The following is a 25287-nucleotide window of genomic DNA, read 5'->3' on the forward strand; positions in this document are numbered from 1 at the left end:
ACTCAGGCAAACCAGAGTTTGATGGTATCCCACAGACGACCAAACAGGCCGGCAACTTCTACGTTCTTGGCAGCGACCAGCGTGCGCTTGTCGATCAGCTTGTCATCCAGGAAAAACTCAATGGTGCCGACATCTTGCCCTGCGCTGATCGGCGCGATCAAAGGCTGGCGACTGGTCACCTTGGCTTTGACGCGGGCATATTCGCCCTTGGGCAGAGTGATCGACAGGTCAGTGGGGACAGTGGCAGCCACCAGATTATCCTGGCCTTTCCAGACCTTGAGCTGGTTGATCGGCTGGCCGCGCTTGTATACCAGGTGGGATTCATAGAACTGGAAGCCATAGTTCAGCAGTTTCTGGCTTTCAGTCGCACGGGCGCTATCAGAAGGCGTGCCCAGCACAACGGAAATCAGGCGAGTCTCACCGCGCTTGGCGGATGAGATCAGGCAGTAGCCAGCGGTCTTGGTGTGGCCGGTTTTCATACCGTCGACGTAAGGATCCAGCCATAGCAGGCGGTTGCGGTTAGGCTGCGTAATGTTGTTGTAGCTGTACTGCTTTTGCGAATACAGACGCTTGTAATCTTCCGGGAAGTCGCGGATCAGCGCCGATGCCAGCAGCGACAGGTCATACGCCGTGGTGTAGTGCTGCGGATCAGGCAGGCCGGTGGCATTCATGAAATGGGTATTTTTCATGCCCAGGCGTGCTGCTTCCTTGTTCATCAGGTCAGCAAAAGCTTCTTCGGTAATCGCAATGCCTTCCGCCAGCGCAATGGATGCATCATTGCCAGACTGAATGATCATGCCATGCAGCAGCTCATCCACGGTGACTGGGCGATTAGGCTCAACAAACATTTTGGAGCCTTCCACCTTCCAGGCCTTGATGCTGATCGGCAGCGTCTGGGTCAATTGCAGATGGCCATTTTTCACTGCCTTGAAGGAGAGATAAGCCGTCATCAGCTTGGTCAGCGAAGCTGGCTCCACGCGTTCATCGCCGGCTTGCTGGGCGATGGTGGACTGGCTGTTGAAGTCGCGCAGAACATAGGACTTAACCGCGAGTGAAGGCGGTGGTGGAATCTCGGCGGCCTGCACAGTGAGACTGCAAATAGCAGCAACCAAGGTGAAAATGCGTGAAATATAAGACATGGCTTCCTACTTTGAAAATTACTTGCGGATAACGATGGCGGTCGTGCCCAGCGTCTGCTTGATGTTGGCTGCGGCGCGGTCAGCTTCTGCCCGGCTGCTATATGGACCCAGCAGCACGCGATAGGTGCCATTATTATACCAGCTCTGGGTGGCGACATTGCCGGCCAAGCCTTGCTCCCTGATTCTGTTGCTCAATGCATCGGCATTGGATTGTAATTTGAATGCGCCAACCTGCACGTAATCGCCGCTGGCAATGCTGGCGGTATTGTCCACTTGTGGCAGTGCATTGGCCGTGGCCGGCTGTGGCAATGGCGTATCGCTGACCGGAGCACTCGGTGGCGGCATGGGGGTGGCTGGGGCAGGCGTTACGACGGAGGGTAATGGTTTTGCGCCGGGACGCGTGTCGATGGCTTCAACTTCCACCAGGCCGCTGCCTTTCTGGCTCAGGCGCAGCTTGTAGGCCGCCGCATAGGAGAGGTCAATCAGGCGGTCACTATGGAACGGGCCGCGATCATTGATACGCACGATGACGGAACGGCCATTCTCGGGATTGGTTACCCGTACATAGCTGGGGAGCGGCAAGGTGGTATGCGCGCCCGTCATGCCGTACATATCGTAGATTTCACCGCTGGAGGTTTTCTGCCCGTGATAGCGCCGGCCATACCAGGAAGCAATGCCGCGCTGTTTGTATGGCTGATACTCGGTCATGGGTTTATACGACACGCCGAGCGCGATATAAGGCCGGTTGGCGCGTGGCAAGAGCGCTTCTGCCCGTGGCACGGCGTCAGGGATCGCATCGATATCCGCCGGAGGATTGTCCCCCGGGCCATCATCCAGATAGTAGCCACCGCGCTTGGGGGCTGGCGTTGTGGGGGTGCCGGATGTGCTGGCTCCCGGAGTCGTGTTGTCAGGTTTGACGGTGGTACTGCCACCGCACGCGCTTAGCCAGAGGGGAATGGCCAGGGCAATCAGATAGCGAGGTAGTCTCATCAGGAAGTCACCAGTTTTTTATGGGTGTGTATGCTCATCAAAATACCAAAACCCAGCAACAGGGTCACCAGCGAGGTGCCGCCGTAGCTGATCAAAGGTAATGGAACGCCAACGACCGGTAAAATTCCGCTGACCATGCCGATATTGACGAAAACATAGGTAAAAAAGGTGAGCGTGATACTGCCTGCCAGCAATCGGCAGAACATGTTTTGTGCCTGGGCGGCGATCACCATGCCGCGGCCGATGATGAGCGTGAACAACAGCAATAGCAGCAGATTGCCCATCAGGCCGAACTCTTCACCGAACACGGCAAAGATGAAGTCCGTGGTACGTTCCGGCAGAAAATCCAGCTGCGACTGCGTGCCATGCAACCAGCCCTTGCCCGCCATGCCGCCCGAGCCCAGCGCAATGGTCGCCTGTATGGTGTGGTAGCCCGCGCCCAGTGGATCCTGATACGGGTCAAACAGGATTTCAATGCGCTTGCGTTGATAGTCATGCAGCATGGTCCAGAAGATGGGCGCCATGACACCGGCAAACACGGCGAGGCCAATCAGCAGGCGCCAGCTCAAACCCGCCAGAAACAAGACATAAAAGCCGGAAGAGGCAATCAGCAGCGAGGTACCAAGGTCCGGCTGCTTCATGATGAACGCGACTGGAATTGCCAGCAGCAGCGCACCAATGGCATGGTTGCTGAGACGCAGGGTGTTGTCGCGTCTGGAAAAATACCAGGCCAGCAGCATGGGCACCGCGATTTTCATCAGCTCGGATGGCTGAATGCGTGCGACCCCGATATGCAGCCAGCGTCTTGCACCGTGGCTGATCTCACCGAAAAAGAACACCCCGACCAGCAACACCATGCCCAGGATGTAGAGCGGCAAGGCCAGCCGTTCCAGATGCTGGGGTGCAATATTGGCTGCGATCCACATGATGGCCAGCGCTGCCCCCATGTTGGCCGCTTGCGACAGCACGCGGTCCACATTCTGGCCGGAGGCGCTATAGAGCACAAACAAGCCTACCAGCATGGTAAACAGCAGGCTGCCCATGAGGAAGGAGTCGATATGCCTGACGATGTAGGAACCGAAGCGATTAATCATGCAATTCTTCCTCGTGTGCGGGTTCCGGCGCATTGACCGCCGCGGCATCAACGGCAGGCACCGGCGGTGGCGGCTCTTTGCCCAGCAGGTAGTAGTCCATGATCTTGCGGGCTATCGGGCCGGCCGTCGAGCCGCCGTGGCGACCATTTTCCACGATCACCGCTACCGCAATCGTCGGGTCATCGGCGGGAGCATAGGCAATGAACAAGGCATGGTCCAGATGCCGCTCGTTGATCTTGCTCTCGTTGTATTTTTCATTCTGCTTGATGCCGATCACCTGGGCTGTGCCGGTTTTGGCCGCAATGGCATACGGGCTGCCTGCTCCGACGCTCGCCGCTGTACCACCAGGCAAGGTCACATTGACCATGCCCTGAGTCACGATTTCCACATGGTGCGGATCCAGCGCAACGCGATCCACCACCACCGCCGGGTTGGGGGTGATGACGCCGTTGCGCGCCTCCTGAATGCTGCTCACCAGACGGGGTCGCATGGCGACGCCTTTATTCGCCAGAATGGCAGTAGCTTGGGCCAGCTGCAATGGCGTGACTAGCGTGTAGCCTTGCCCAATGCCGGTGATCACGGTTTCGCCGGGGAACCAGCGTTGCTTCCAGCGCTTCCATTTCCATTCCGGCGTAGGCAAGAGACCGCTCATTTCGCCCTTCATATCAATGTCAGTCTTGCGGCCAAAGCCGAAGTGACTGACAAAGGAAGTCAGGCGGTCTATGCCCATATCCAGCGCCAAGCCGTAAAAAAACGTATCGCAGGAGACGGTAATCGCGCGTTGCACATCCACCAGGCCATGGCCGCCGGGCTTCCAGTCGCGGTAGCGATGTGAGCTGCCGGGGAGCATGAAATAGCCGGGATCGCTGATGGTGAAAGGGGGCTCGCGTTTGCCCGCTTCCAATCCGGCCAGGGCAACAAAAGGCTTGAATGTGGAGCCGGGGGGATAAATGCCGCGCATGGGGCGATTGATCAATGGCTTGTCGATGGACTCGTTCAGCGCTTTCCAGCTTTCGCTGTCGATGCCGTCTACAAAAAGATTGGGGTCAAAGGTAGGTTGGCTGACATACGCCAGCACTTCGCCGTTCTTGGGATTGATGGCGACCAGGGCGCCGCGGTGATCGCCAAACGCTTCTTCGCCTATGCGTTGCAGCTTGCTGTCTATGCTCAGGATGAGGTTGTCGCCGGGCACCGGTGGCGTGCTCGACAATACGCGCACAGCGTGGCCATCCGCATCAATTTCCACTTGCTGGAAGCCCGTTGTGCCGTGCAACTGGCGTTCGTAATATTGCTCCAGGCCGCTTTTGCCGATGTGATCCGAGCCTTTATAATTGGATAGCTCGTTGGATTCAGACAGGGAGGCGAGGTCGCGATCATTAATGCGGCCAATGTAGCCCAGCATATGGGCACCCAGATTGTTTTCCGGATAGTGACGGAACAGGCGCGAGCGTATCTCCACCCCGGGGAAACGGTAACGGTTGACGGCAAAGCGCGCCGCTTCAACTTCGTTCAGGTGCGTGCGTATCGGCACGCTTTCAAAACTGTGGCTCTGCGTACGCAGCTTCTTGAAGCGCTTGCGATCCGCTGCGCTGACTTCAATGAATTCGCTTATTTCGTTGATGGTGTCTTCAACATTCTTGACCTTGGATGGCGTGATTTCCAGCGTGTAGGCAAAGAAGTTATGCGCCAGTATCACGCCGTTGCGATCCAGGATCAGCCCGCGATTTGGCACGATAGGCACCAGCGAGATGCGGTTGTTTTCTGCCAGCGTCTGGAAGTAGTCATACTTCATCATCTGCAGGAAGAAGAAGCGGCTACCCAGAATGCTAAAGCAGACCAGCACCAGCACGGCCATAAACGCCAGGCGCAGGCGGAAATTATGCTGTTCCAGCTGGTAGTTGCGGAGCTCGGAGCGGTAGTTCAATCGGGCTTAGTCCTGGTCCGTGTGGCCTTGAATGCCAAGGCGGGTCAAGATCACCGCGAGCCATAGCATGATGCCGCTGATACAAGGGTAAAAATAGCCCCAGCCCGGGCTCTCGCCACCGGCAAACATCTTGAGGATGAGTAATGTCAGCTGATTGAACACCAGCAGGGCAAATACATAAGCGGCCTGTTGCCAGATATTGAACAGGGTAAGGCGGCGCTGATAACTCAAGGCAAAGAACGCAGTTAAGGCATAGGCCAGCGCGGCCTGACCAAACAGGCCACCCGTCGCCAGATCAATCACCAGTCCGGCGAACCAGGCCGTGCCAATGTTGCATAGATGAGGCGCCCGCAACAGCCAATACAGCAGGACCAGCAACACAAAGTCAGGGCGTATGGTCAATGCCACGCCCGACCAGGGCAGAAGCTGGCAGAGCAGGGCCGCGAGCAGGGTCAGGTAGATGGTGCTGAGATTGGGGCGCATGTCAGATTATTCGGGTACTGTAGGATTTTTGACGGCAGGCGCTTTTTTTGCGGGCGAGGTTGCAGCAGGCGCTGTATTTTTCTTCTGCACGACCACGGGCTCGGGTTTCGGCATATCCAGCAACAGCACCTGTTTGTGATTTTCGATGCCGGCCAGCGGCTTGCATACGATATGAGCAAAAGGTGAGTTGGGGTTGCGCTCGACCGTGACTACCTCAGCGACCGCCAGCCCCATGGGATAAACGCCATCAATTCCGGAAGTGACCAGTCTGTCGCCCCGGCGGATATCGACGTTGGCGGGCAGATAGGGCAGGTCGAGCATGGTGTCACGGCCATGACCAAAGGCAATGGCGCGCAGGCTGTTGCGCTCCACTTGAATCGGTACCGAAAGTTCGCGGTCGGTAATCAGCGTGACTTCGCTGGTAAACGGGTAGACGCGGGTGACCTGTCCGATCACACCATCCCCATCAATCACGGCTTGTCCTGCCACTACCTCATGACGACTGCCGAGGTTGATGACCACACGGTGGGTGAAGGGGTCGCGCCCGATATGCAAAATCTCGCCCAGGCGTGCATTTTGGGGTGAATTGCGGGCCGCACCCAGCAGGTTGCGCAGGTGCTCGTTTTCCTGCTCCAGTGCCCGGAAGCGTTGCAGTTCAGCACTTTGCAGCAGGGCCTGCTCGGTCAATCGGCCGTTTTGCTTGAGCAGGCTGCTGTGCGTGGTGAGGTATTCATTGGCATCGTGCATCAGGTCGGATGGCGCATTGGCCAGTACCTGCAAAGGATGCATCAAGGCGCTGAAGCCCTGACGCACCTCGACCAGATAATGCAGGCGCGAGTCGGTCGCCATCAGGGTGAGCGAGACGGCGGCGAAGAAAATGAGGCGGGCAAACGGACTGGGGCCGCGGACAAAGAAGGCCGGTGAGTGTTGAGGTTCAAGCGGACGCGGCATCGATAGGTTCAGCCCTGAGTCTATCCTGTAGTGAAGGGCCCATCAGACTGGGCGCCAAACAAACTACGCTTATCAATTAAAACAGGCCGTTGCCGGCCTGTTACGGTTATGCAGATGCGTGTATCTGCTTACTCGCTGGCAAACACATTGCCGAGCTTGTCCATTTCTTCCAGTGCACGACCGCTACCGCGGGCAACACAGGTCAATGGATCTTCTGCCACGATCACGGGCAAGCCGGTTTCTTCCACCAGCAGACGATCCAGATCGCGCAGCAAGGCGCCACCGCCGGTCAGTACCATGCCTTTTTCGGCAATGTCGGCGCCGAGTTCAGGCGGGGTTTGTTCCAGTGCCGATTTCACTGCACCCACGATGGAGTTCAATGGCTCGGTCAGCGCTTCCAGGATTTCATTGCTGGAGATGGTGAACTTGCGTGGCAGGCCTTCTGCCAGATTACGGCCGGTCACTTCCATTTCCAGCACTTCGGAACCAGGGAAGGCGGAGCCGATTTTCTTCTTGATCAGTTCGGCCGTTGGCTCGGAAATTTGCATGCCGTAGTTGCGGCGGATGTAATCGATGATGGCCTGGTCAAACTTGTCACCGCCTACGCGTTCGGATTTGGCGTAAACGATACCACCCAGCGAGATCACGCCCACTTCGGTAGTGCCGCCGCCGATATCGACCACCATGGAGCCGGTGGCTTCTGCTACCGGCATGTCGGCGCCAATCGCGGCAGCCATCGGTTCTTCAATCAGGTAAACCTGACGGGCACCAGCGCCAATCGCGGATTCGCGGATCGCGCGGCGCTCTACCTGGGTTGAGCCTACTGGCACACAGATGATGATGCGCGGGTTGGGGCTGAACAGGCGGGATTCGTGAATCTTGCGGATGAAATACTTGAGCATTTGCTCGGTAATGGTGAAGTCGGCAATCACGCCGTCTTTCATCGGGCGGATCGCGGTGATGTTGGCTGGGGCGCGACCCAGCATGCGCTTGGCTTCCAGGCCAACTGCCAGCATGGTTTTCTTGCCTGCGGGGCCGCCTTCCTGACGGATGGCTACAACGGAAGGTTCGTCGAGGACGATGCCGCGGCCGCGGACGTAAATCAGGGTGTTGGCGGTGCCGAGGTCGATCGCAAGATCGTTGGAGAAGTAACTATTTAAAAGACCGAACATGGTTGTCTGTATCCTGAACGAACGGCCGCGACCTGGCTGAGGCAAGTCGCGGCTGAAGATGTGCATAAAATCAAGTTATAATACCCGATATAGTCGCGAATTTTAAGACTAGTTTTAAATTTGGGCTGGCGGGCACTGTTGCTCCCCGTTCACACTGGCCGCCAAGGCGGTTTAATTTTTCAAGCGTTCTGGAATAAACCCATGTCACTGAGCAGTTCAGATGTAAAGCGCATCGCGCATCTCGCGCGAATTGAGGTGAGCGATCAGGAAGCCGAAGCCACCTTGCAGAAATTATCCGGCATTCTTGGGCTGATCGAGCAGATGCAGGCGGTGGATACCACCGGCATCGTGCCCATGTCGCATTCGCAGGATGTGGTGCAGCGCTTGCGTCCCGATGTGGTTACCGAAACCGATCATCGCGCCGCTTTCCAGGCGATCGCGCCTGCCGTTGAAAACGGGCTGTACCTCGTTCCCAAAGTCATCGAATAACCCTAACGTTCGCGAATCAACTCCATGATAAACAGCAGCCTCAAACAGCTGGGTGCCATGCTTCAGGCGAAGCAGATATCCAGTACCGAACTGACGCAAGCATTCCTGCAGCGCATTGATCAGCATAACCCCGAGATCAATGCCTATATCACGATAGACGCTGAGCGCAGCCTCGCGCAGGCCAAAACCGCCGATGCCCGCATCGCCGCTGGCACTGCGCAGCCGCTCACCGGTATCCCCATTGCCCAGAAAGACATTTTTGTTGCCAATGGCTGGAAAACCACCTGCGGCTCCAAAATGCTGGACAACTTTATCGGCCCTTACGACGCCACCGTGATCAAGCTGTTTGATGAGGCGGGCGCAGTGAACCTGGGCAAGACCAATATGGACGAGTTCGCCATGGGCTCTTCCAACGAAACCAGTTACTACGGCAAGGTGCAAAACCCATGGGATCGCACGCGCGTACCGGGCGGCAGCTCGGGCGGCAGCGCCGCTGCCGTGGCAGCGCGCCTGTGTGCGGCGGCTACCGGTACCGATACCGGCGGCTCCATCCGCCAGCCAGCCTCGCTGTGCGGTTTGTCCGGCCTGAAGCCGACCTACGGCCTGGTGTCGCGTTACGGCATGATCGCCTTTGCCTCCAGCCTGGACCAGGCGGGCCCCATGGCCAAGTCCTGTGAAGACATGGCGCTGATGATGAATGTCATGACCGGCTTTGATGAGCGTGACTCCACCAGCCTGCAGCGTGACAAGGAAGATTACGAGCGTGAGCTGGGCAAGCCGCTGCAAGGCCTGCGCGTCGGTTTGCCCAAAGAGTTTTTTGCTGACGGCCTCAGCAGTGAGGTCGCTGCCGTGGTGGAATCGGCCATTGCTGAATATCGCAAGCTGGGTGCCGAGATTGTCGAGATCAGCCTGCCCAATACCCAGTTATCCATTCCGGTGTACTACGTGCTGGCGCCGGCGGAAGCCTCCAGCAACCTGTCGCGCTTTGATGGTGTGCGCTACGGGCACCGCGCTGCAGAGTATGACGATCTGCTGGACATGTATTGCAAGAGCCGCGCCGAAGGCTTTGGCGCCGAGGTCAAACGCCGCATCCTGATTGGCACCTATGTGCTGTCGGCAGGTTATTACGATGCTTATTACCTCAAGGCGCAGCAGATCCGCCGCCTGATTGCCGAGGACTTTGCCAAGGCATTCACCCAGTGCGATGTGATCATGGGGCCAACCGCCCCTGGTACCGCATTCCGCAGCGGTGAAAAAGCCAATGATCCGGTTTCCATGTACCTCGAAGACCTCTACACCATCGCCGTCAATCTGGCGGGTCTGCCTGGCATGAGTATTCCTGCCGGGTTTGCCAGTGTGGATGGCAAACAGCTGCCAGTGGGTCTGCAGGTGATCGGTAACTATTTTGACGAGGCGCGCATGCTGAATGTAGGCCACGCCTATCAGCAAGTGACGGATTGGCATAGCCGTATGCCGGAGGGGCTTTAATCATGCAGTGGGAAGTTGTTATCGGGCTGGAAACACATACCCAGCTTCAAACCAAATCCAAGATTTTTTCTGGCAGCAGCATTGCTTTTGGTGCCGAGCCCAATACGCAGGCCAGCGCGGTGGATATCGCCCTGCCTGGCGTGTTGCCGGTGCTGAACCAGGAAGCCGTGCAATGCGCTATCAAGTTTGGCCTCGCGGTGAATGCCGAGATCGCGCCGCGTTCGGTCTTCGCCCGCAAGAATTACTTTTACCCTGACTTGCCCAAGGGCTACCAGATCAGCCAGTACGAGCTGCCGGTGGTAGGCAAGGGCTCGCTCACCGTGCAGGTGGGCGATCAGGAGAAGACTATCCGCATTACCCGCGCGCATCTGGAAGAAGATGCGGGCAAGTCGGTGCATGGCGCTTCGGCTGGCATGTCCGGCATAGACCTTAACCGCGCAGGTACGCCGCTGCTGGAAATCGTGACCGAGCCGGACATGCGCTCTGCCGCTGAAGCTGTGGCCTACGCCAAAAAGCTGCACGAGCTGGTGCAGTGGATAGGCATATGCGATGGCAATATGCAGGAAGGCAGTTTCCGTTGTGACGTGAACGTCTCGGTACGCCCCAAGGGTTCCGACAAGCTGGGCACGCGCCGCGAAATCAAGAACCTTAACTCCTTCCGCTTCATGCAGCAGGCGATTGAATACGAAACCCGCTGGCAGATCGAGACGCTGGAAGACGGCGGCACCATCCAGCAGGCCACCGTGCTGTTCAACCCCGATACCGGCGAAACCCGCGCTATGCGCAGCAAGGAAGAAGCCAACGACTATCGTTACTTCCCTGATCCTGATTTGCTGCCTTTGCAGATTACGGTGGATGATATTGCCAAGGTGAAAGCCGTGATGCCAGAACTGCCCGGCGACATGAAAGCACGCTTCGAACGTGAGTATTCGCTCTCAGCGTATGACGCATCTGGCCTGACATCCTCGCGCGGCATTGCCGATTATTTTACGGCCGTGGTAGCGCAGGCTGCCGAGCCTAAAATGGCCGCCAACTGGGTGATGGGCAGTGTCGCAGCCAAGCTCAACGAGCAGGATCAGGATATCAGCGCATCGCCGGTGAGCCCGCTGCAACTGGCTGGTTTGCTCAAGCGCATTGCCGACAACACCATATCCAACAAGATCGCCAAGGAAGTATTCGAGGCAATGTGGGCTGGCGAAGGTGATGCCGACAGCATCATCGAGAAAAAAGGCCTGAAGCAGGTGACGGATAGCGGCGCCATCGAAGCCATCATTGATGAAGTGCTGGCTGCCAACGCTGCCATGGTGGAAGAGTTCCGCGCTGGCAAGGAAAAAGCCTTCAACGCGCTGGTGGGTCAGGCCATGAAAGCTTCCAAGGGCAAGGCCAACCCGGCACAGGTAAATGAGGTGTTGCGCCGCAAACTCGGTGCCTGATGAGCTGGCAATAGTTTGCGCGCATGAAAAAAGCCGGGACATCCCGGCTTTTTTCATTTTTGCATCGCGCTGCCTGCTAGTGCCTGCAGGATGCTTTGCCACTGCTGCCGTTTTGTCGTTTGCGGAATGCTGGCATTCGCCGGGCTGGTGGATGGCAAGGTGGTAAACCTCAGGCTTGCCTGCGCATCCTTGTTTAACTTTTCTGCTTTGATCACATGGCGCTGAAATGCCTGCGCCGCCTTTTGCCCATTGAAAAACACATGGCGGATCTGCGCATGTGTGGCAAAAAAACCGGCGAAGTCGTTGGCGACAATGCTGCCTTCATCAATGGCGCTATCCAGGCTGCCGGGGCGGAAGCATTGATGCATGACATCCCACAGCGCAATGTGGTGGCGTGTTAGCTGGGCCAGACGCTCGGCATACGGCAGATGGGGGTGAGCCCCGACCAGCTCGCCCATGATGGGCCAGAACAGATTGTGCGGATGGCCGTAATACTGATGCTGCGTGAGCGAGGCGATGCCGGGCATGGAGCCCAGAATCAGAACGCGGGCATCGTCCTGGGCAACGGCGGGGAAACCTTCAATGCTGGCCATGGTGCAAGGATGCCCGCCGTGTCGGAGATTAAGCGCAGCTGACGCCGTATTCGTTGCGGTAAGCCTCAATGGCGGGCTGGAATGTGGCAAGCTCAGGCGCATGTTTGAGGTAATCAATCAGGCTGCTTAAGCTCGCGATGCTGATCACGGGCATGCCGGATTGCTGCTCGACTTCCTGCACGGCAGAGAGGCTCCCCAGGCCGCGTTCCTGCCGGTCAATGGCAATCGCAACCGCTGCAGGTGTGGCACCTGCCGCACGTATCATCTCCACGGACTCCCGCACCGAGGTGCCAGCCGAGATCACATCATCCACAATCAGCACACGACCCTTGAGCGGGGCGCCGACGATGGTGCCGCCTTCGCCATGGTCTTTGGCTTCCTTGCGGTTGTAGGCATACGGTACATTGACGCCACGGCGCGCCAGGGCAATCGAGATGCTGGCGGCGAGGGTGATGCCCTTGTAGGCGGGGCCAAACAGCATGTCGAAGGGGATGCCGGACTGCACAATGGCGGCGGCATAATATTCGCCGAGCTTCATCAGGCTTTCGCCATCGTTGAACAGGCCCGCATTGAAAAAGTAAGGACTGAGGCGGCCAGCCTTGGTTTTGAATTCGCCAAAGCGCAATACTTGCTTATCAATGGCAAAGGCGATGAATTGTTGCGTAAAATCGAGGGCTTGATCAGACATGAGAGTATGGAAAAGGGGTTGAGCTTGTACCGAATTATATCTGCAAATCTGAATGGCATCCGGTCCGCGGCCAATAAAGGGTTCTACCCATGGCTGCAACAGCAGAATGCTGACATCGTCTGCATGCAGGAGCTGAAGGCGCAGCTGGCGGACATGACGCCGGAAATGCTGAACCCCGAAGGGTACTTTGGCTATTTTCACTACGCCGAAAAGAAAGGCTACAGCGGCGTGGGCATCTATACCCGCGTGCAGCCGGATGCGGTAATTGTGGGCCTGGGGATAGCCGATATTGATGCCGAAGGGCGCTATCTGGAGTTGCAGTTTGGCAATCTCAGCGTGGTGTCGCTGTATCTGCCCTCCGGTTCCAGCGGCGAAGAGCGCCAGGCCTTCAAATTCAGTGTGATGACGCGATTCCTGGTGCATCTCGAGACCTTGCGTGCCAACGGTCGCGATGTGGTGATCTGTGGTGACTGGAATATCGCGCACAAAGAGGCTGACCTTAAAAACTGGAAGGGCAACAAAAAGAACTCAGGTTTCTTGCCAGAGGAACGCGCCTGGCTGACCGATCTGTTTGATCGCGTGGGCTGGGTGGATGTCTACCGGGTGCTGCATCCCGATACCACCGACGAATGCTATACCTGGTGGAGCAACCGCGGGCAGGCCTGGGCCAAGAATGTGGGTTGGCGTATTGATTACCAGATTGCGACCCCGGATTTCGCTGCCAAGGCGATAGCAGCCAGCATCTACAAGCTGGAACGCTTTAGCGATCATGCGCCGCTGATCATTGATTACCAGCGCTAAGCTGCTTGCAGTACGCTTTTACTCGGGGTCGCGGATAGAAGGCGTGGCCAGCGGCTTGCCATGCCAGGGCGCGATCTTCAGCAGCAACAGCATGCCGGGAATCGCCGCCACAAAACATAGCAGGAAGAAATTCACCCAGCCCAGCATATCCACCAGATAACCGGTAGTGGCGTTGGCAAAGGTGCGCGGCACGGCCGCGAGGCTGGTGAACAGCGCAAACTGGGTGGCGGTGTAGAGCGGGTGCGTGGTCTGGGCGATATAGGCGACAAAGGCAGCGGTGCCCAGGCCTACGCCAAAGGCTTCCACGCCAATCACAACCCCCAGCCACAGCAGGTCGTGCCCCACGACGGCCAGCCAGGCAAAGCCCAGAATCGCCAGCATTTGTACCGCGCCAAACAGCCACAGCGAGCGGTGTATGCCGAGCTTGACCATCCAGATGCCGCCCAGCAGGCCGCCTATCACGCTCGGCCACAGCCCGGCATTTTTAGCGATGAGGCCGATTTCCGTCTTGCTGAATCCCATGTCCAGATAAAACGGCGTAGCGAGCGCCACCGCCATGCTGTCGCCCAGCTTGTACAAAAAGATAAACGCCAGAATCAGCAGGGCGGAACGCCAGCCATTGCGGTGGATGAATTCATTGAAAGGCTCGACGACGGCGGCGGCAAGGGTTTTGGGCCGTCCGGGCTTGAGCTCGGGCTCTTTGACCAGCAGCGTCATCACCATGCCGGGCAGCATGAAAAGCGCGGTAATCAGAAATACGCTATCCCACGCCATATGGTCGGCAAGGATCAGCGACAGTGAGCCGGGGATCAGGCCGGCAATCTTGTAGGCATTCACGTGAATCACATTGCCCAGGCCCAGCTCGGCATCGGGCAGGATTTCACGGCGATAAGCATCAATCACCACATCCTGGCTGGCGCTGAAAAACGCCACCACAGCCGCCAGGTAGGCGATGGTCCAGATATCCAGCACGGGATGCAGCTTGCCGAACAAGGGAATGCTGACCAGCAGGGCAACTTGCGTCACCAGCAGCCAGCCGCGCCGCCTGCCCATGGGCGGAATATAGCGATCAAACAGCGGAGCCCAGATGAACTTCCAGGTGAAGGGCAGCTGGATCAGGGCAAACAGGCCGATGGCCTTGAGGTCGACCCCTTCAGAACGCAGCCATGCCGGTAGCAGGCTGATCAGTATGAATAAGGGGAGTCCGGAGCTGAAGCCGGTGAAAATGCAGATCAGCATGCGCCGATTGAGCAGCGCCTTAAGCCAGGTGGGTTGTGCGTTCATGGGCGACACATTACCCGAAATCGGGTGCCGCATGCCACAATATCAGGATGTTGGAATTCACTTTATTTGGCGTGTTCATGGTCGGCTTGCTGGGTGGCGGTCATTGCGCCGGTATGTGCGGTGGCATTGTCGGCGCCGTTAGCATGAGCTTGCCGGGCGCACGACCACGCTTGCCGTTTCTGCTTGCCTACAATGGCGGGCGTATTTTGAGTTACACCCTGGCCGGGGTCTTGGCGGGGGCTCTCGGCGCCAGCAGCTTTTTTCTGGGGCATATTCTTCCCATTCAAAAAATACTCTACGGACTCAGCAGCGTGATGCTGGTGTTGCTGGGCTTGTACCTGGCAGGTGTCTGGCATGGCGTGACCTATGTTGAGCGGCTGGGCAGTGTGCTTTGGCGGCAATTGCAGCCCTTGTCCAAACGATTGTTGCCGGTGCAGTCGCCCTGGCAGGCCATATTGCTGGGGGCAGTGTGGGGCTGGTTGCCCTGTGGATTGGTTTATAGCGTGCTGGTGGCTGCGTTGGCGGCTGGCAATGCCGTGCAAGGGGGCTTGCTGATGCTGGCGTTTGGTCTGGGCACCTTGCCTACCTTGCTGGCGATGGGTGTGGCGGCGGTGAAGCTGAAAAAAGTGTTGCAGCAGGGCTGGCTCAGAAAGCTGAGCGGGTTGGCGGTAATACTGTTTGGCTTGTTCGGACTTTATCGCGTGCTGCTTTGAGCGCGCGCAGGGCAAGCATCAAAGGCGATGCTTACTCTGCGGGCTTGAGGTGGTACATGGCCAGACTGCCACGCAGATTGGGCATCATGTGGATGGGCTCCTGCTCGGTCAACACCAGCCGCTCCATCACTTCAATATGGTGGTTGATGCAGAACTCGTCAAAATCCTTGATGGTGCACAGGTGCACGTTCGGCGTGTCATACCACTGGTAGGGCAGATTCTTGGAAACCGGCATCTGCCCGGCAATCAGCTGAAAGCGGTGGCGCCAGTAACCAAAATTGGGGAAAGTGACGATGGCTTCGTGGCCCACGCGCAGCATTTCCTGCACGATGCCTTCGGTATTGAGTACCGCCTGCAAGGTCTGCGACAAGATCACCACATCAAATGACTTGGCTTCAAAGCCGGACAGGCCGGCTTCCAGGTCCATCTGAATCACATCGACGCCGTTGCTCATGCTGGCCAGCCAGTTGGCGTCATCTTTCTCAACGCCATAACCGCGTACCTGCAGGGTGTCGCGCAGATAGCCCAGCAGGGTGCCGTCGCCGCATCCCAGATCCAGTACCTTGGCGCCGGGTTTAATCCATTTTGCGATCAGCGCAAAGTCGTGTCTTGATTTTGCAGCATCGGCAAACTTGATGGAGGTGTTGCTCATGCCTGGCCTCCGACTTTAATTTTCTTGAGATAGTTGCGCAGAATGGCGTGGTAGTGGGCATCCTGCATCAAAAAGGCATCATGGCCGTGGGCCGCTGTCACTTCGGCATAACTTACCGACAACTCGTTATCCAGTAGCGCCTTTACGATCTCGCGTGAGCGTGCTGGCGAGAAGCGCCAGTCACTGGTGAATGAAATCACCAGAAAATCTGCCTGGGCCGGCGCCAATGCCTGCGAGAGATCGCCATCGTGCGCCAGGGCGGGATCAAAATAATCCAGCGCGCGCGTCATGCGCAGATAGGTGTTGGCATCAAATTCACCGGCGAATTTATCGCCCTGATAGCGCAGGTAGGACTCCATCTCGAACTCGACGTCAAAGCTGTACTTGATCTCGCCTTCGCGCAGTTTGCGGCCAAACTTGGCACCCATGGCATCGTCAGACAGATAGGTAATATGCCCCAGCATGCGGGCAATGCGCAGGCCGCGACGCGGCACGACCTTGTGCGCATAGTAATCGCCGCCGTGGAATTCGGGGTCGGTGATGATGGCCTGGCGAGCCACTTCATTGAAGGCGATATTCTGCGCAGTGAGGTTGGGCGCCGCCGCAATCACCAGCGCATGGCGCACCCGTTCGGGGTAGCTGATGGTCCACTGCAAGGCCTGCATGCCGCCCAGACTGCCACCGACGATGGCGGCCAGTTGCTTGATGCCCAGATAATCGGCCAGGCGGGCTTGCGAGGTGACCCAGTCTTCCACCGTGAGCAGCGGGAATGCCGAGCCCCAAGGCTTGCCGGTTTGCGGATGTATGCTCGATGGACCGGTGCTGCCATGACAGCCGCCCAGATTGTTGAGGCCGATGACGAAAAAGCGGTTGGTATCCAGGGGCTTGCCGGGGCCGATCAGGTTATCCCACCAGCCGGCATGTTTGTCGGTCTCGGCGTATTTGCCCGCCACGTGGTGGTGGCCGGACAGCGCGTGACAGATCATCACCGCGTTGGATTTGTCGGCGTTCAGCGTGCCGTAGGTTTCATAAACGAGGTCGTATTGCGGAAGGACTTCGCCGCTTTTCAGGGGCAGCGGTTCAGTGAAGTGCGCAATCTGTGGGGCTACAATGCCGATGGAGGAGGATTCTGACATTTCGCGATTATACTATGGCTAAAGCCCTATGCCCTATCTGGATAACAACATGTCTATCAGTGCTTTTCAGAGCCATTTTCCCGAGTTCGGTTCCCGCGTGTTTGTGCATGATGCTGCCACCATTATTGGTCAGGTCAGCCTGGGCGATGACGCCTCCGTCTGGCCGGGCGTGGTGATACGCGGTGACGTGAATTTCATCCGCATCGGCCATGGTACCAATATTCAGGATCTCAGCATGCTGCATGTCAGCCATCAATCGAGCTGGGATCCACCCGGCGCCCCGCTGATTATCGGCAACCATGTCACTGTCGGCCATAGCGTGATCCTGCATGGCTGCACGCTGGAAGATGAGTGCCTGATCGGCATGGGCAGTATTGTCATGGACAAAGTCGTGGTGCAAAAGCATGTGTTGCTGGGCGCTGGCAGTCTGGTGCCGGAGGGTAAGATTCTGGAAAGCGGCTATTTGTATATCGGCCGCCCCGCCAAGAAAGTACGTGCGCTCACCGAGGCCGAAATCGCCCATTTCAGTTATTCCGCGCAGCACTACATGCGGCTCAAGGATCGCTATCTGCATCCGGATGCCGCGGCCTGATCAGGTATAATCATCCCCTTGATTTTAATGAAGGAGTGGGCATGCCTACCGAAGTCCATGTGCATGGCTATCTTGAGCTGGTTGAGGGCGTGAGCGCGCGCCAGGTGGAGGATGCTTGCCGTCCTCTGCTGCAGGAAATGGAAGTGGCGCACCTGAGTGAGTTGAAAAGCATGGAGCCTGAGCAGCCCGGTTTTTTCTATAATGCGGGCAATTGGGCGCTGGAGATGTGTTGTACGCTGGAAGTGGAAGATACATTTTTCAAGGCGTTGGAAGCGGCCATGGTAGCGCTGGGGCCTTTATGCGACAAGGCGGCACCGGTGGAAGTCAGCACCTACCATGAAGATGGGCGCGACGAGCTGCAACTGATTTTTGTCGGCCCGACCGCAGCTGCGATTCTGGATGCGCAGCGCCGCGAAATGCTGGCGGATGTAGGTGGTCTGCTGGCGCGGCATTTTGGTCAGGGTGAAATCGATGAGGTGCTGGGGTTGGTCGATCAGCTGTTCCGGCGTCAGGGCCATGCCCTGCAGGCCAATGATTTCAGTGTGGGTCTGACCCCAGGCGGCAGTGATCGCCGTCGCTTGCACTAATCTATTTTTCCTGCACGCCGGGTGTGTTTCGGTGTGTGGGTATCTGAATTTCTCTATCCCTGTTTACTGTTGAATGCTGGTGGCTTCGGCTGCCGGCATATTGCTATGCCAGCAGGATCTAGCCAGTCCATTGCCCGAGCGTCACGCGGGCGATGCCTGCCAGGTCGTGCGCATGCTGAACATCGCTAAAGCCAGTATCGCGCATCAACGTGGCGACGGCGTCGGCCTGGTCGTAGCCATGCTCCAGCAGCAGCCAGCCTGATGGCAGGAGGTGCGCCGGGGCGTGCTGGACGATGATGCGAATATCATCCAGCCCATCCGCTCCGGAAGCCAGTGCGCTGAGGGGTTCGTGGCGAAGGTCACCCTGCTGCAAATGCGGGTCGTCATTGCGAATATAGGGGGGGTTGCTGACGATGACATCAAACTTCAAACCTGCCAGCGGGGCAAACCAGCTGCCCAGTCTGAATTCCACATTCCCTTTTGTTGTGCCATGGGTGTCGGGTTCGGTGATGGCTAACCCCAGTGCTTCCGCATTCTGTCGGGCAACCTGCAAGGCTGCCGCAGAGGCGTCGACCGCTATTACGCGGGATTGCGGGCGGTGCTCCGCTATGGCCAGTGCGATGGCACCAGTGCCGGTGCCGAGATCCAGCACCTGACGAGTTTCTTCACTGGGGATGCGCGCCAAGGCGGCTTCCACTAGCGTTTCGGTATCCGGTCGTGGAATCAGCGTGGCTGGCGATACCGCGAGACGTAATCCAAAAAATTCACGGTTGCCGAGAATATAGGCGACCGGTTCGCCCGCCAGGCGCCTGTGCAGTAAATCTTGGAATGCGGTTGCGGCTTCCGCAGGCATGACATCGCTTTCATGGGCGATCAGCCAGGCATACTCCACATTGCCTAATGCCTGACTCATCAGCATGCGAGCCTCATTGCGGGCTTCGCGGCTTTCCAGATTCAGCCTGGAGCCGAGTTGCTGCTGGGCTTCACGCAGGGCTTGCTGAATGGTGGACATGGCTTACTTGCGCAGGTGACGCCAGAGGATGATGACAATGCCGAGGTTAATCAGAAGCAGGGCGTAGCTCAGCACCGATGGCTGCCGCAGGATTTCCACCACTTCAAACGGCAGGTAGACACCCGCGCTGATCAGTCCCAGCCATTTGGCCCATGGCCGGTCGTACCATAGTCCATAGGCTTCTGCCCAGCGCAGTCCCACATACGCGAGTGCCCCGGCGGTGATGGCCAGCAGGCGCGGCTGGCTCACATCGGCGGCCAGTTGCAATAAAAAGCGCGGCGTTTGTCGGGCGGGATTTAAATGGAAATGCGCCACCAGTTGCTCGGCGGCCGCCTGCCAGTCGGTATGCAGATGCGTCAGCACGGCAAGGGCGGTGAGCAGGATCAGGGCGCCTTTGGCGGCTTCCAGCAGGGCGATGCTGCGCAGGCTGGCGGCAGATTTCATGGTCGCCTAGTTGTCTTCGCCCAGCGTGGCCAGCAGGTCGGCCTGATGCTCGTTGGCAAGGGCGTTGATCAGCTCGTCCATGTCGCCTTCGGTAATCGCATCGATCTTGTACAGCGTGAGGTTGATGCGATGGTCGGTGATGCGGCCTTGCGGGTAATTGTAGGTGCGGATGCGTTCGGAGCGATCCCCACTGCCGATCAGGCTGCGGCGTTCGCTGGCAATCTTGCTCTGCTGCTCGTTGACCTGCTTGGCCTTGATGCGGGCAGCCAGCACCTGCATGGCCTGTGCCTTGTTGGAGTGCTGGCTGCGGCCATCCTGGCATTCCACCACAATGCCGGTAGGAAAGTGCGTAATGCGCACGGCGGAGTCGGTCTTGTTGATGTGCTGACCACCGGCGCCGGAGGCGCGGAAGGTGTCGATACGAATATCGGCGGGGTTGATGGTGACATCGCTGACTTCGTCCACTTCAGGCAATACCGCCACGGTGCAGGCCGAGGTGTGGATGCGGCCCTGGGTTTCGGTTTCCGGCACGCGCTGCACGCGGTGGCCGCCCGACTCGAACTTGAGTTTGGAGTAAGCGCCAAAGCCTTCAATCTTGGCGATGATTTCCTTGTAGCCGCCGACTTCGGATTCGCTGGCGGATACCACCTCCACTTTCCAGCGCTGGCGTTCGGCATAGCGCGAATACATGCGGAACAGGTCGCCGGCAAACAGCGCCGACTCATCGCCGCCAGTACCGGCGCGGATTTCGAGGAAGATATTGCGTTCGTCGTTGGGATCCTTGGGCAACAGCAGTTTCTGCAGCGCCATGGCAATCTCTTCCAGCCGTACTTTGCCTGCCTCGATTTCTTCCTGCGCAAAGGCTTTCATCTCAGGGTCTGCCAGCATGGCATGGGCTTCCTTGAGGTCGTTCTCGCATTGCTCGTAGGCACGGTATTGCTCGACGATGGGCGTGATTTCGGCGTGTTCGCGGGAAATCTTGCGGTAGTTATCCATATCCGACGTGGCGTCTTCACTGGATAGCAGGCGGTTCAATTCATCAAGGCGCTCGCTCAGGGTGGCGAGCTTTTTCAGCATGGAGGGTTTCATTACGGATTCTTAATCGTGGTGGAGCTGGTAGAGTTGGCGCAACAGGCTTTCCAGTTGTTCGCGGTTGTCGCCATGGGCTTGATTCAGTGCGTGGCTGGGGCCATGCAGAAGTTTGTTGGTGAGCGCGGTGCTTAGCGCTTCCAGGGCGGCAATCGGGTCTTCGCCGCGGGCGATCAGTTTCTGGGCTTTTTCAAGCTCGCTGCGGCGGAAGTGCTCGGCCTGATCACGCAGCGCCCGTATGGTGGGGACGGCATCGCGGGTTTTCAGCCAGTGCATGAAATTGTCCACGCGCAGGGCAATAATCTTCTCGGCCTCGCGTGCGGCTTCCTGACGATTCACCAGGCCCTCCTGCACCACTTGCGCCAGGTCATCCACGGTATAGAGGAAGACGTCATCCAGCTCGGCTGCTTCGGCTTCAATGTCGCGCGGTACGGCGAGGTCGACCATGAACATGGGGCGGTGCTTGCGGGTCTTGATGGCGCGCTCCACCATGCCGAGGCCGACAATCGGCAGCTGGCTGGCAGTGGAGGTGACGACAATATCAAAATCGGCCAGGCGATCCGGAATATCGCCCAGCAGCATGGCGTGGCCGCCGATGCGGGCAGCCAGTTCGCTGCCGCGCTCCATGGTGCGGTTCGCGACGGTGATGGAGGCGGGCTTGTGCGTGGCGAAGTGCTCCGCACATAACTCGATCATTTCACCCGCGCCGATGAACAGCACATGCAGGCCATGCAGATTACCAAAAATGCGCTGCGCCAGCTTGACCGAGGCGGCAGCCATGGAAATGGAGCTGGCGCCAATATCAGTGGTGGTGCGGACTTCCTTGGCGACGGCAAAGGTGCGCTGGAACAGCTTGTGCAGCAGGGTGCCGAGGGTGCCTGCGTGTTCGGCGATTTTTACCGCCTGCTTCATCTGCCCCAGAATCTGCGCTTCGCCCAGTACCATGGAATCCAGCCCTGCCGCCACGCGGAAGGCGTGCTTTACGGCATCTTCGCTGGGCAGGGTATACATATAGGGCTGGATATTGTGGGTTTGCAGCTGGTGGTATTTTGCCAGCCAGTCCAGGGCTTTTTGCGGATCGTCGGTATTACAGTAAAGCTCTGTCCGGTTGCAGGTGGACAGGATGGCCGCCTCGCGCACGCCATGCGTGCTGAGATCGCGCAGGGCTTCTTCCAGGGTTTCGCTCTGAAAGGCTACGTGCTCGCGGATCGCAATGGGGGCGGTGGTGTGGTTCACACCGACGGTGAATAGATGCATTTCGTAATTTTCCAGTATCGCGCCAGCATAAGCAACAATTTCAGTCAGATAGATATCTTCCCTAGTAACGGCCAGTTGGGCGAAATGTTGACCTCTGGCGGGGCTAAAGGGCTGTCTAGACGTGCCAAATCCGGGTAAAATGCGGGTTTTTCAACTGATTGATTCGTAGCCATGGCCAAACCATTCAGAATTGCCCCAAGTATTCTTTCCGCCAACTTTGCCAAGCTGGGCCAGGAAATCAGCGATGTCATCACTTCCGGTGCTGATATCGTTCACTTCGACGTAATGGACAACCACTACGTTCCCAACCTGACCATTGGTCCATTGGTCTGTGAGGCCATCCGCCCAGTGACCGATGCCATTATTGATGTGCATTTGATGGTCAAGCCTGTTGATCGCATCATCCCTGACTTCGCCAAGGCTGGCGCCAACATCATTACCTTCCACCCTGAAGCTTCCGACCACATTGACCGCAGCCTGTCGCTGGTGCGCGAGCTGGGTTGCAAATCCGGTCTGGTATTCAACCCTGCTACTCCGCTGGATTACCTCGACTACGTCATGGACAAGGTCGACATGATTCTGCTGATGTCGGTTAACCCTGGCTTTGGTGGTCAGAAGTTTATTCCTGGCACGCTGGACAAGCTGCGTCAGGCCCGTGCTCGCATTGATGCCTACACCGAAAAGACTGGCCGTGAAATCTGGCTGGAAATTGACGGTGGTGTGAATACGGCCAATATCGCCGAGATCGCCCGTGCTGGTGCTGATACTTTCGTGGCTGGTTCTGCCGTGTTCGGTGCTGGCAAGGATACCGATCCTAACCGTTACGACACCATCATCGGCAACCTGCGCGCCGAGCTGGCCAAGGTGTAATCCTGCTGCCATCGCGCAAGCGGTGGCACATGGAGTGCCCTGCGGAATCCCCGTGGTGAATTTTCCGATCCCGGTGCGCGCCGTGGCGCTGGATCTGGATGGTACGCTTCTGCATACCGCTCCGGATCTTGCTGATGCGGCGAATCGCATGCTGCTCGCCCTGGGGCGTCCAGCCCTGCCTGAAGCGCTGGTCATGACCTATGTGGGCAATGGCGCCGCGCGGCTGGTCAAGCGTCTGCTGACGGGGGAGATGGAAGCGGAGCCTGATGCCGTGGCGTTTGAGCAGGCACAGGCCCTGTTTTTTGAGCACTATGCCGAGGTGTTGACGCGGCGCAGTGCGCCTTACCCCGGCGCGATGGAAGGGGTAAAGCAGTTGCATGCGGCCGGCTACAAGCTGGCCTGTATTACCAACAAACCGGAACGCTTTACGCTGCCACTGCTCCAAGCGATGGGTATGTTGCCGTATTTTTCGCTGGTGCTGTCAGGAGACAGCCTGCCGCGCAAAAAGCCGGACCCGTTGCCCTTGCTGCATATGGCCGAAATGTTTGGCGTCAGCCCCGCGCAGATGGTGATGATAGGCGACTCCTCTGCCGATGTGGGTGCAGCGCGTGCCGCGGGATGTGCGGCGATTGCGGTTTCGTATGGGTATAATCGCGGGCAGCCTGCCGATATGCTGGGGGCGGATGCGGTGATTGACAGCCTGCAAGAAGCAGCTTTTTTATTAACGTATGATCAACACGTGTGATCCAAGGTAAATTGATGAATTTCCAGGACTTTAAATGCCAGCTCAGCTGGCGATGGTGGCGCTGAACTCTGACGAACGTCCTGCGGGACGCATCTAGAGGGCGCATGCCTGCGCCTGACGCACATACAAGACTTGGGAATTACTATGTTACAAACCATCACTAAGCACGAGTTCAAAGCCCTGGCGGACCAGGGTTATAACCGCATTCCGCTGGTCGTCGAAACCTTCGCCGACCTCGATACCCCGCTTTCTCTCTATCTCAAACTGGCGAATCGCCCATTCTCCTATCTGCTGGAATCCGTGCAGGGCGGTGAGCGATTTGGCCGCTACTCCATCATAGGCTTGCCTGCCCGCACCCGTATCGTGGCGCATGATCGCGATATCAAGGTGTTGCAGGACGATGTCGTGATTGAGTCCGCCGCTGATATTAATCCGCTGGATTTCGTCAAACAGTATCAGGCACGTTTCAAAACACCGCCTTACCAGGGTTTGCCTCGCTTTACCGGCGGTCTGGCCGGTTATTTCGGTTACGAAACCGTGCGCTACATCGAGCCACGGCTCACGCGCAACGCGCATGCCAAGACCGATGCGCTGGGCGTGCCCGATATTTTGCTCATGGTGTCCGAAGAGCTGGCTGTGGTGGATAACCTGTCAGGCAAGCTTTATTTCATCGTGTATGCGGACCCCGCGACGGATAACGCCTATGAAGCAGCGCATCAGCGCCTGCAGCAATTGCTGACGCAGCTGCGTCAACCCGTCGCCATTCCTCAAGCGCCTGCGATGGCGCCGAGCGAAGCGGTGTCGGAGTTTGGCGAAGCCAATTTCAAGGCGGCCGTCGACCAGGCCAAGCGCTATATTTTTGATGGCGACATCATGCAGGTGGTGCTGGCGCAACGCTTGTCGCAACCGTTTGCTGCATCCCCCATGTCGCTCTACCGCGCATTGCGCAGCCTGAACCCATCGCCTTATATGTTTTATTACGATATGGGCGATCACCATGTGGTGGGTGCTTCACCTGAAATTCTGGTGCGGCTGGAAAACGATATGGTCACTGCCCGCCCGATTGCCGGCACCCGTCCTCGTGGCAAGACGCGCGAGCATGACGTAGCGCTGGCAGAAGAGTTGCTGGCTGACCCCAAGGAGCGGGCCGAGCATGTGCAGCTGATGGACCTCGGCCGTAACGATGTGGGCCGCGTCGCGGTGACGGGTTCGGTCAAGGTGACAGACAGCATGGTGATTGAGCGCTATTCGCATGTGATGCATATCGTGTCCAACGTGGAAGGCAAGCTCAAGCCAGGCATGGAGGCGATTGATGTGCTGAAAGCCACTTTCCCTGCCGGTACGGTGAGCGGGGCGCCAAAAGTGCGCGCCATGGAAATCATAGACGAACTGGAGCCTTCCAAGCGCGGGATTTATGCCGGTGCTGTTGGCTACCTTGGCTTCAATGGCGACATGGACCTGGCGATTGCCATCCGGACCGCCGTGATCAAGGACAAGACGCTTTATGTGCAGGCCGGTGCCGGTATTGTGGCCGACTCGGTGCCCGAGAGCGAATGGATGGAAACGCAGAACAAGGCAAGAGCCGTGATTCGCGCCGCCGAGATTGTGCTCGCCGGTCTGGACAGCAATGCCGGTCAACTGGCTCAAGGGAAGGAATAATC

26 protein-coding genes are annotated in these 25287 nt (G+C 57.9%); 10 read left to right on the plus strand and 16 right to left on the minus strand.

Annotated features, from left to right (window positions below; translation table 11 throughout):
- Nucleotides 1-2 precede the first annotated feature (2 nt).
- The 7 genes from ACWWD9_RS01805 to ACWWD9_RS01835 all read right to left on the minus strand — a co-directional run bounded on the left by ACWWD9_RS01805 (nt 3) and on the right by ACWWD9_RS01835 (nt 7753).
- Nucleotides 3-1139 carry a D-alanyl-D-alanine carboxypeptidase family protein gene (locus ACWWD9_RS01805; RefSeq protein ID WP_455867548.1) on the minus strand — a complete coding sequence of 379 codons (1137 nt, stop codon included), beginning with the start codon at nt 1137-1139 and terminating at the stop codon, nt 3-5.
- 18 nt (nt 1140-1157) lie between these two features.
- Nucleotides 1158-2129: a septal ring lytic transglycosylase RlpA family protein gene (locus ACWWD9_RS01810; protein ID WP_013443250.1), complete on the minus strand. Its 972-nt coding sequence runs from the start codon at nt 2127-2129 to the stop codon at nt 1158-1160.
- Nucleotides 2129-3223 carry a rod shape-determining protein RodA gene (gene rodA, locus ACWWD9_RS01815; RefSeq protein ID WP_013443249.1) on the minus strand — a complete coding sequence of 365 codons (1095 nt, stop codon included), beginning with the start codon at nt 3221-3223 and terminating at the stop codon, nt 2129-2131. Before rodA ends, ACWWD9_RS01810 begins: the two co-directional genes overlap by 1 nt.
- The gene (gene mrdA, locus ACWWD9_RS01820) at nt 3216-5147 is read right to left on the minus strand and encodes a penicillin-binding protein 2 (RefSeq protein WP_013443248.1); all 1932 of its coding nucleotides are present in this window, start codon (nt 5145-5147) and stop codon (nt 3216-3218) included. The genes rodA and mrdA overlap by 8 nt, the downstream gene beginning before the upstream one ends.
- Nucleotides 5148-5153: 6 nt before the next feature.
- Nucleotides 5154-5630, minus strand: a complete 477-nt coding sequence (gene mreD, locus ACWWD9_RS01825) for a rod shape-determining protein MreD (RefSeq protein WP_015831018.1) — start codon at nt 5628-5630, stop codon at nt 5154-5156.
- 6 nt (nt 5631-5636) lie between these two features.
- On the minus strand, nt 5637-6581 hold the full coding sequence (gene mreC, locus ACWWD9_RS01830) for a rod shape-determining protein MreC (RefSeq protein ID WP_455867549.1): 945 nt from the start codon (nt 6579-6581) through the stop codon (nt 5637-5639).
- 128 nt (nt 6582-6709) lie between these two features.
- Complete coding sequence (locus ACWWD9_RS01835) at nt 6710-7753, minus strand: rod shape-determining protein (RefSeq protein ID WP_013443245.1); 1044 nt, start codon at nt 7751-7753, stop codon at nt 6710-6712.
- 201 nt (nt 7754-7954) lie between these two features.
- Between ACWWD9_RS01835 and gatC the strand changes: the two genes are divergently transcribed.
- The 3 genes from gatC to gatB are packed head-to-tail and all read left to right on the plus strand — an operon-like array spanning nt 7955 to nt 11163.
- Entirely contained in the window at nt 7955-8242 is a 288-nt protein-coding gene (gatC, locus tag ACWWD9_RS01840) for an Asp-tRNA(Asn)/Glu-tRNA(Gln) amidotransferase subunit GatC (protein WP_013443244.1), read from the plus strand.
- Between the two features lie 24 nt (nt 8243-8266).
- Complete coding sequence (gene gatA, locus ACWWD9_RS01845; protein WP_455867550.1) at nt 8267-9730, plus strand: Asp-tRNA(Asn)/Glu-tRNA(Gln) amidotransferase subunit GatA; 1464 nt, start codon at nt 8267-8269, stop codon at nt 9728-9730.
- A gap of 2 nt (nt 9731-9732) precedes the next feature.
- Entirely contained in the window at nt 9733-11163 is a 1431-nt protein-coding gene (gatB, locus tag ACWWD9_RS01850) for an Asp-tRNA(Asn)/Glu-tRNA(Gln) amidotransferase subunit GatB (RefSeq protein ID WP_455867551.1), read from the plus strand.
- A gap of 53 nt (nt 11164-11216) precedes the next feature.
- On the opposite strand, the gene ACWWD9_RS01855 is transcribed toward gatB, so the two are convergent.
- Both ACWWD9_RS01855 and pyrE read right to left on the minus strand, forming a co-directional pair.
- Nucleotides 11217-11756 carry a DNA-deoxyinosine glycosylase gene (locus ACWWD9_RS01855; protein ID WP_455867552.1) on the minus strand — a complete coding sequence of 180 codons (540 nt, stop codon included), beginning with the start codon at nt 11754-11756 and terminating at the stop codon, nt 11217-11219.
- A gap of 28 nt (nt 11757-11784) precedes the next feature.
- On the minus strand, nt 11785-12444 hold the full coding sequence (pyrE, locus tag ACWWD9_RS01860) for an orotate phosphoribosyltransferase (RefSeq protein WP_013443240.1): 660 nt from the start codon (nt 12442-12444) through the stop codon (nt 11785-11787).
- A 6-nt stretch (nt 12445-12450) separates the two neighbouring features.
- On the opposite strand from pyrE, the gene ACWWD9_RS01865 reads away from it, so the two are divergent.
- A complete protein-coding gene (locus ACWWD9_RS01865) occupies nt 12451-13245 on the plus strand; it encodes an exodeoxyribonuclease III (RefSeq protein WP_159354943.1) in 795 nt (264 codons plus the stop codon).
- An 18-nt stretch (nt 13246-13263) separates the two neighbouring features.
- Here the strand turns inward: ACWWD9_RS01865 and ACWWD9_RS01870 are convergent, their stop codons facing one another.
- Nucleotides 13264-14529 (minus strand): AmpG family muropeptide MFS transporter, encoded by a 1266-nt coding sequence (locus ACWWD9_RS01870; protein WP_455867553.1) that lies wholly within the window; start codon nt 14527-14529, stop codon nt 13264-13266.
- A gap of 47 nt (nt 14530-14576) precedes the next feature.
- Between ACWWD9_RS01870 and ACWWD9_RS01875 the strand changes: the two genes are divergently transcribed.
- On the plus strand, nt 14577-15242 hold the full coding sequence (locus ACWWD9_RS01875; protein WP_455867554.1) for a sulfite exporter TauE/SafE family protein: 666 nt from the start codon (nt 14577-14579) through the stop codon (nt 15240-15242).
- Nucleotides 15243-15273: 31 nt separating this feature from the next.
- Here ACWWD9_RS01875 and metW read toward each other — a convergent pair whose 3' ends face one another.
- Together metW and metX are read right to left on the minus strand one after the other, a co-directional pair.
- Nucleotides 15274-15894 carry a methionine biosynthesis protein MetW gene (gene metW / locus ACWWD9_RS01880; RefSeq protein ID WP_013443235.1) on the minus strand — a complete coding sequence of 207 codons (621 nt, stop codon included), beginning with the start codon at nt 15892-15894 and terminating at the stop codon, nt 15274-15276.
- Nucleotides 15891-17030, minus strand: a complete 1140-nt coding sequence (gene metX / locus ACWWD9_RS01885) for a homoserine O-succinyltransferase MetX (protein ID WP_015831010.1) — start codon at nt 17028-17030, stop codon at nt 15891-15893. Before metX ends, metW begins: the two co-directional genes overlap by 4 nt.
- Before the next feature lie 28 nt (nt 17031-17058).
- On the opposite strand from metX, the gene ACWWD9_RS01890 reads away from it, so the two are divergent.
- The gene (locus ACWWD9_RS01890; protein WP_455867555.1) at nt 17059-17622 is read left to right on the plus strand and encodes a gamma carbonic anhydrase family protein; all 564 of its coding nucleotides are present in this window, start codon (nt 17059-17061) and stop codon (nt 17620-17622) included.
- A gap of 41 nt (nt 17623-17663) precedes the next feature.
- A complete protein-coding gene (locus ACWWD9_RS01895; protein ID WP_455867556.1) occupies nt 17664-18209 on the plus strand; it encodes a DUF6806 family protein in 546 nt (181 codons plus the stop codon).
- A gap of 118 nt (nt 18210-18327) precedes the next feature.
- Here the strand turns inward: ACWWD9_RS01895 and prmC are convergent, their stop codons facing one another.
- The 4 genes from prmC to hemA are packed head-to-tail and all read right to left on the minus strand — an operon-like array spanning nt 18328 to nt 22011.
- Nucleotides 18328-19221, minus strand: a complete 894-nt coding sequence (gene prmC, locus ACWWD9_RS01900) for a peptide chain release factor N(5)-glutamine methyltransferase (protein WP_455867557.1) — start codon at nt 19219-19221, stop codon at nt 18328-18330.
- A 3-nt stretch (nt 19222-19224) separates the two neighbouring features.
- A complete protein-coding gene (locus ACWWD9_RS01905) occupies nt 19225-19665 on the minus strand; it encodes a DUF2127 domain-containing protein (RefSeq protein WP_015831006.1) in 441 nt (146 codons plus the stop codon).
- A 6-nt stretch (nt 19666-19671) separates the two neighbouring features.
- Entirely contained in the window at nt 19672-20754 is a 1083-nt protein-coding gene (gene prfA / locus ACWWD9_RS01910) for a peptide chain release factor 1 (RefSeq protein WP_455867558.1), read from the minus strand.
- A 9-nt stretch (nt 20755-20763) separates the two neighbouring features.
- Nucleotides 20764-22011: a glutamyl-tRNA reductase gene (hemA, locus tag ACWWD9_RS01915; protein ID WP_013443228.1), complete on the minus strand. Its 1248-nt coding sequence runs from the start codon at nt 22009-22011 to the stop codon at nt 20764-20766.
- Between the two features lie 171 nt (nt 22012-22182).
- Here hemA and rpe point away from each other — a divergent pair, with 171 nt between their 5' ends.
- From rpe to trpE, 3 genes are all read left to right on the plus strand, one after another.
- On the plus strand, nt 22183-22881 hold the full coding sequence (rpe, locus tag ACWWD9_RS01920; RefSeq protein ID WP_013443227.1) for a ribulose-phosphate 3-epimerase: 699 nt from the start codon (nt 22183-22185) through the stop codon (nt 22879-22881).
- Between the two features lie 52 nt (nt 22882-22933).
- Nucleotides 22934-23626 (plus strand): phosphoglycolate phosphatase, encoded by a 693-nt coding sequence (locus ACWWD9_RS01925; protein WP_455867559.1) that lies wholly within the window; start codon nt 22934-22936, stop codon nt 23624-23626.
- A gap of 144 nt (nt 23627-23770) precedes the next feature.
- Nucleotides 23771-25285, plus strand: a complete 1515-nt coding sequence (gene trpE / locus ACWWD9_RS01930; protein WP_455867560.1) for an anthranilate synthase component I — start codon at nt 23771-23773, stop codon at nt 25283-25285.
- Nucleotides 25286-25287: the final 2 nt, after the last annotated feature.

Source organism: Methylovorus sp. SPW-M1, from assembly GCF_053848825.1.

Excerpts from the sequence above, each read along its gene's own strand:
- gatC (WP_013443244.1), top strand. The coding sequence starts at position 7,955 with ATGTCACTGAGCAGTTCAGATGTAAAGCGCATCGCGCATCTCGCGCGA.
- prfA (WP_455867558.1), bottom strand. The coding sequence starts at position 20,754 with ATGAAACCCTCCATGCTGAAAAAGCTCGCCACCCTGAGCGAGCGCCTT.
- metX (WP_015831010.1), bottom strand. The coding sequence starts at position 17,030 with ATGTCAGAATCCTCCTCCATCGGCATTGTAGCCCCACAGATTGCGCAC.
- ACWWD9_RS01890 (WP_455867555.1), top strand. The coding sequence starts at position 17,059 with ATGCCCTATCTGGATAACAACATGTCTATCAGTGCTTTTCAGAGCCAT.
- mreD (WP_015831018.1), bottom strand. The coding sequence starts at position 5,630 with ATGCGCCCCAATCTCAGCACCATCTACCTGACCCTGCTCGCGGCCCTG.
- rpe (WP_013443227.1), top strand. The coding sequence starts at position 22,183 with ATGGCCAAACCATTCAGAATTGCCCCAAGTATTCTTTCCGCCAACTTT.
- rodA (WP_013443249.1), bottom strand. The coding sequence starts at position 3,223 with ATGATTAATCGCTTCGGTTCCTACATCGTCAGGCATATCGACTCCTTC.
- mreC (WP_455867549.1), bottom strand. The coding sequence starts at position 6,581 with ATGCCGCGTCCGCTTGAACCTCAACACTCACCGGCCTTCTTTGTCCGC.
- ACWWD9_RS01875 (WP_455867554.1), top strand. The coding sequence starts at position 14,577 with ATGTTGGAATTCACTTTATTTGGCGTGTTCATGGTCGGCTTGCTGGGT.
- prmC (WP_455867557.1), bottom strand. The coding sequence starts at position 19,221 with ATGTCCACCATTCAGCAAGCCCTGCGTGAAGCCCAGCAGCAACTCGGC.
- ACWWD9_RS01870 (WP_455867553.1), bottom strand. The coding sequence starts at position 14,529 with ATGAACGCACAACCCACCTGGCTTAAGGCGCTGCTCAATCGGCGCATG.
- ACWWD9_RS01810 (WP_013443250.1), bottom strand. The coding sequence starts at position 2,129 with ATGAGACTACCTCGCTATCTGATTGCCCTGGCCATTCCCCTCTGGCTA.
- metW (WP_013443235.1), bottom strand. The coding sequence starts at position 15,894 with ATGAGCAACACCTCCATCAAGTTTGCCGATGCTGCAAAATCAAGACAC.
- ACWWD9_RS01905 (WP_015831006.1), bottom strand. The coding sequence starts at position 19,665 with ATGAAATCTGCCGCCAGCCTGCGCAGCATCGCCCTGCTGGAAGCCGCC.
- ACWWD9_RS01865 (WP_159354943.1), top strand. The coding sequence starts at position 12,451 with ATGGAAAAGGGGTTGAGCTTGTACCGAATTATATCTGCAAATCTGAAT.
- trpE (WP_455867560.1), top strand. The coding sequence starts at position 23,771 with ATGTTACAAACCATCACTAAGCACGAGTTCAAAGCCCTGGCGGACCAG.
- ACWWD9_RS01895 (WP_455867556.1), top strand. The coding sequence starts at position 17,664 with ATGCCTACCGAAGTCCATGTGCATGGCTATCTTGAGCTGGTTGAGGGC.
- hemA (WP_013443228.1), bottom strand. The coding sequence starts at position 22,011 with ATGCATCTATTCACCGTCGGTGTGAACCACACCACCGCCCCCATTGCG.
- ACWWD9_RS01835 (WP_013443245.1), bottom strand. The coding sequence starts at position 7,753 with ATGTTCGGTCTTTTAAATAGTTACTTCTCCAACGATCTTGCGATCGAC.
- gatB (WP_455867551.1), top strand. The coding sequence starts at position 9,733 with ATGCAGTGGGAAGTTGTTATCGGGCTGGAAACACATACCCAGCTTCAA.
- ACWWD9_RS01855 (WP_455867552.1), bottom strand. The coding sequence starts at position 11,756 with ATGGCCAGCATTGAAGGTTTCCCCGCCGTTGCCCAGGACGATGCCCGC.
- pyrE (WP_013443240.1), bottom strand. The coding sequence starts at position 12,444 with ATGTCTGATCAAGCCCTCGATTTTACGCAACAATTCATCGCCTTTGCC.
- ACWWD9_RS01805 (WP_455867548.1), bottom strand. The coding sequence starts at position 1,139 with ATGTCTTATATTTCACGCATTTTCACCTTGGTTGCTGCTATTTGCAGT.
- gatA (WP_455867550.1), top strand. The coding sequence starts at position 8,267 with ATGATAAACAGCAGCCTCAAACAGCTGGGTGCCATGCTTCAGGCGAAG.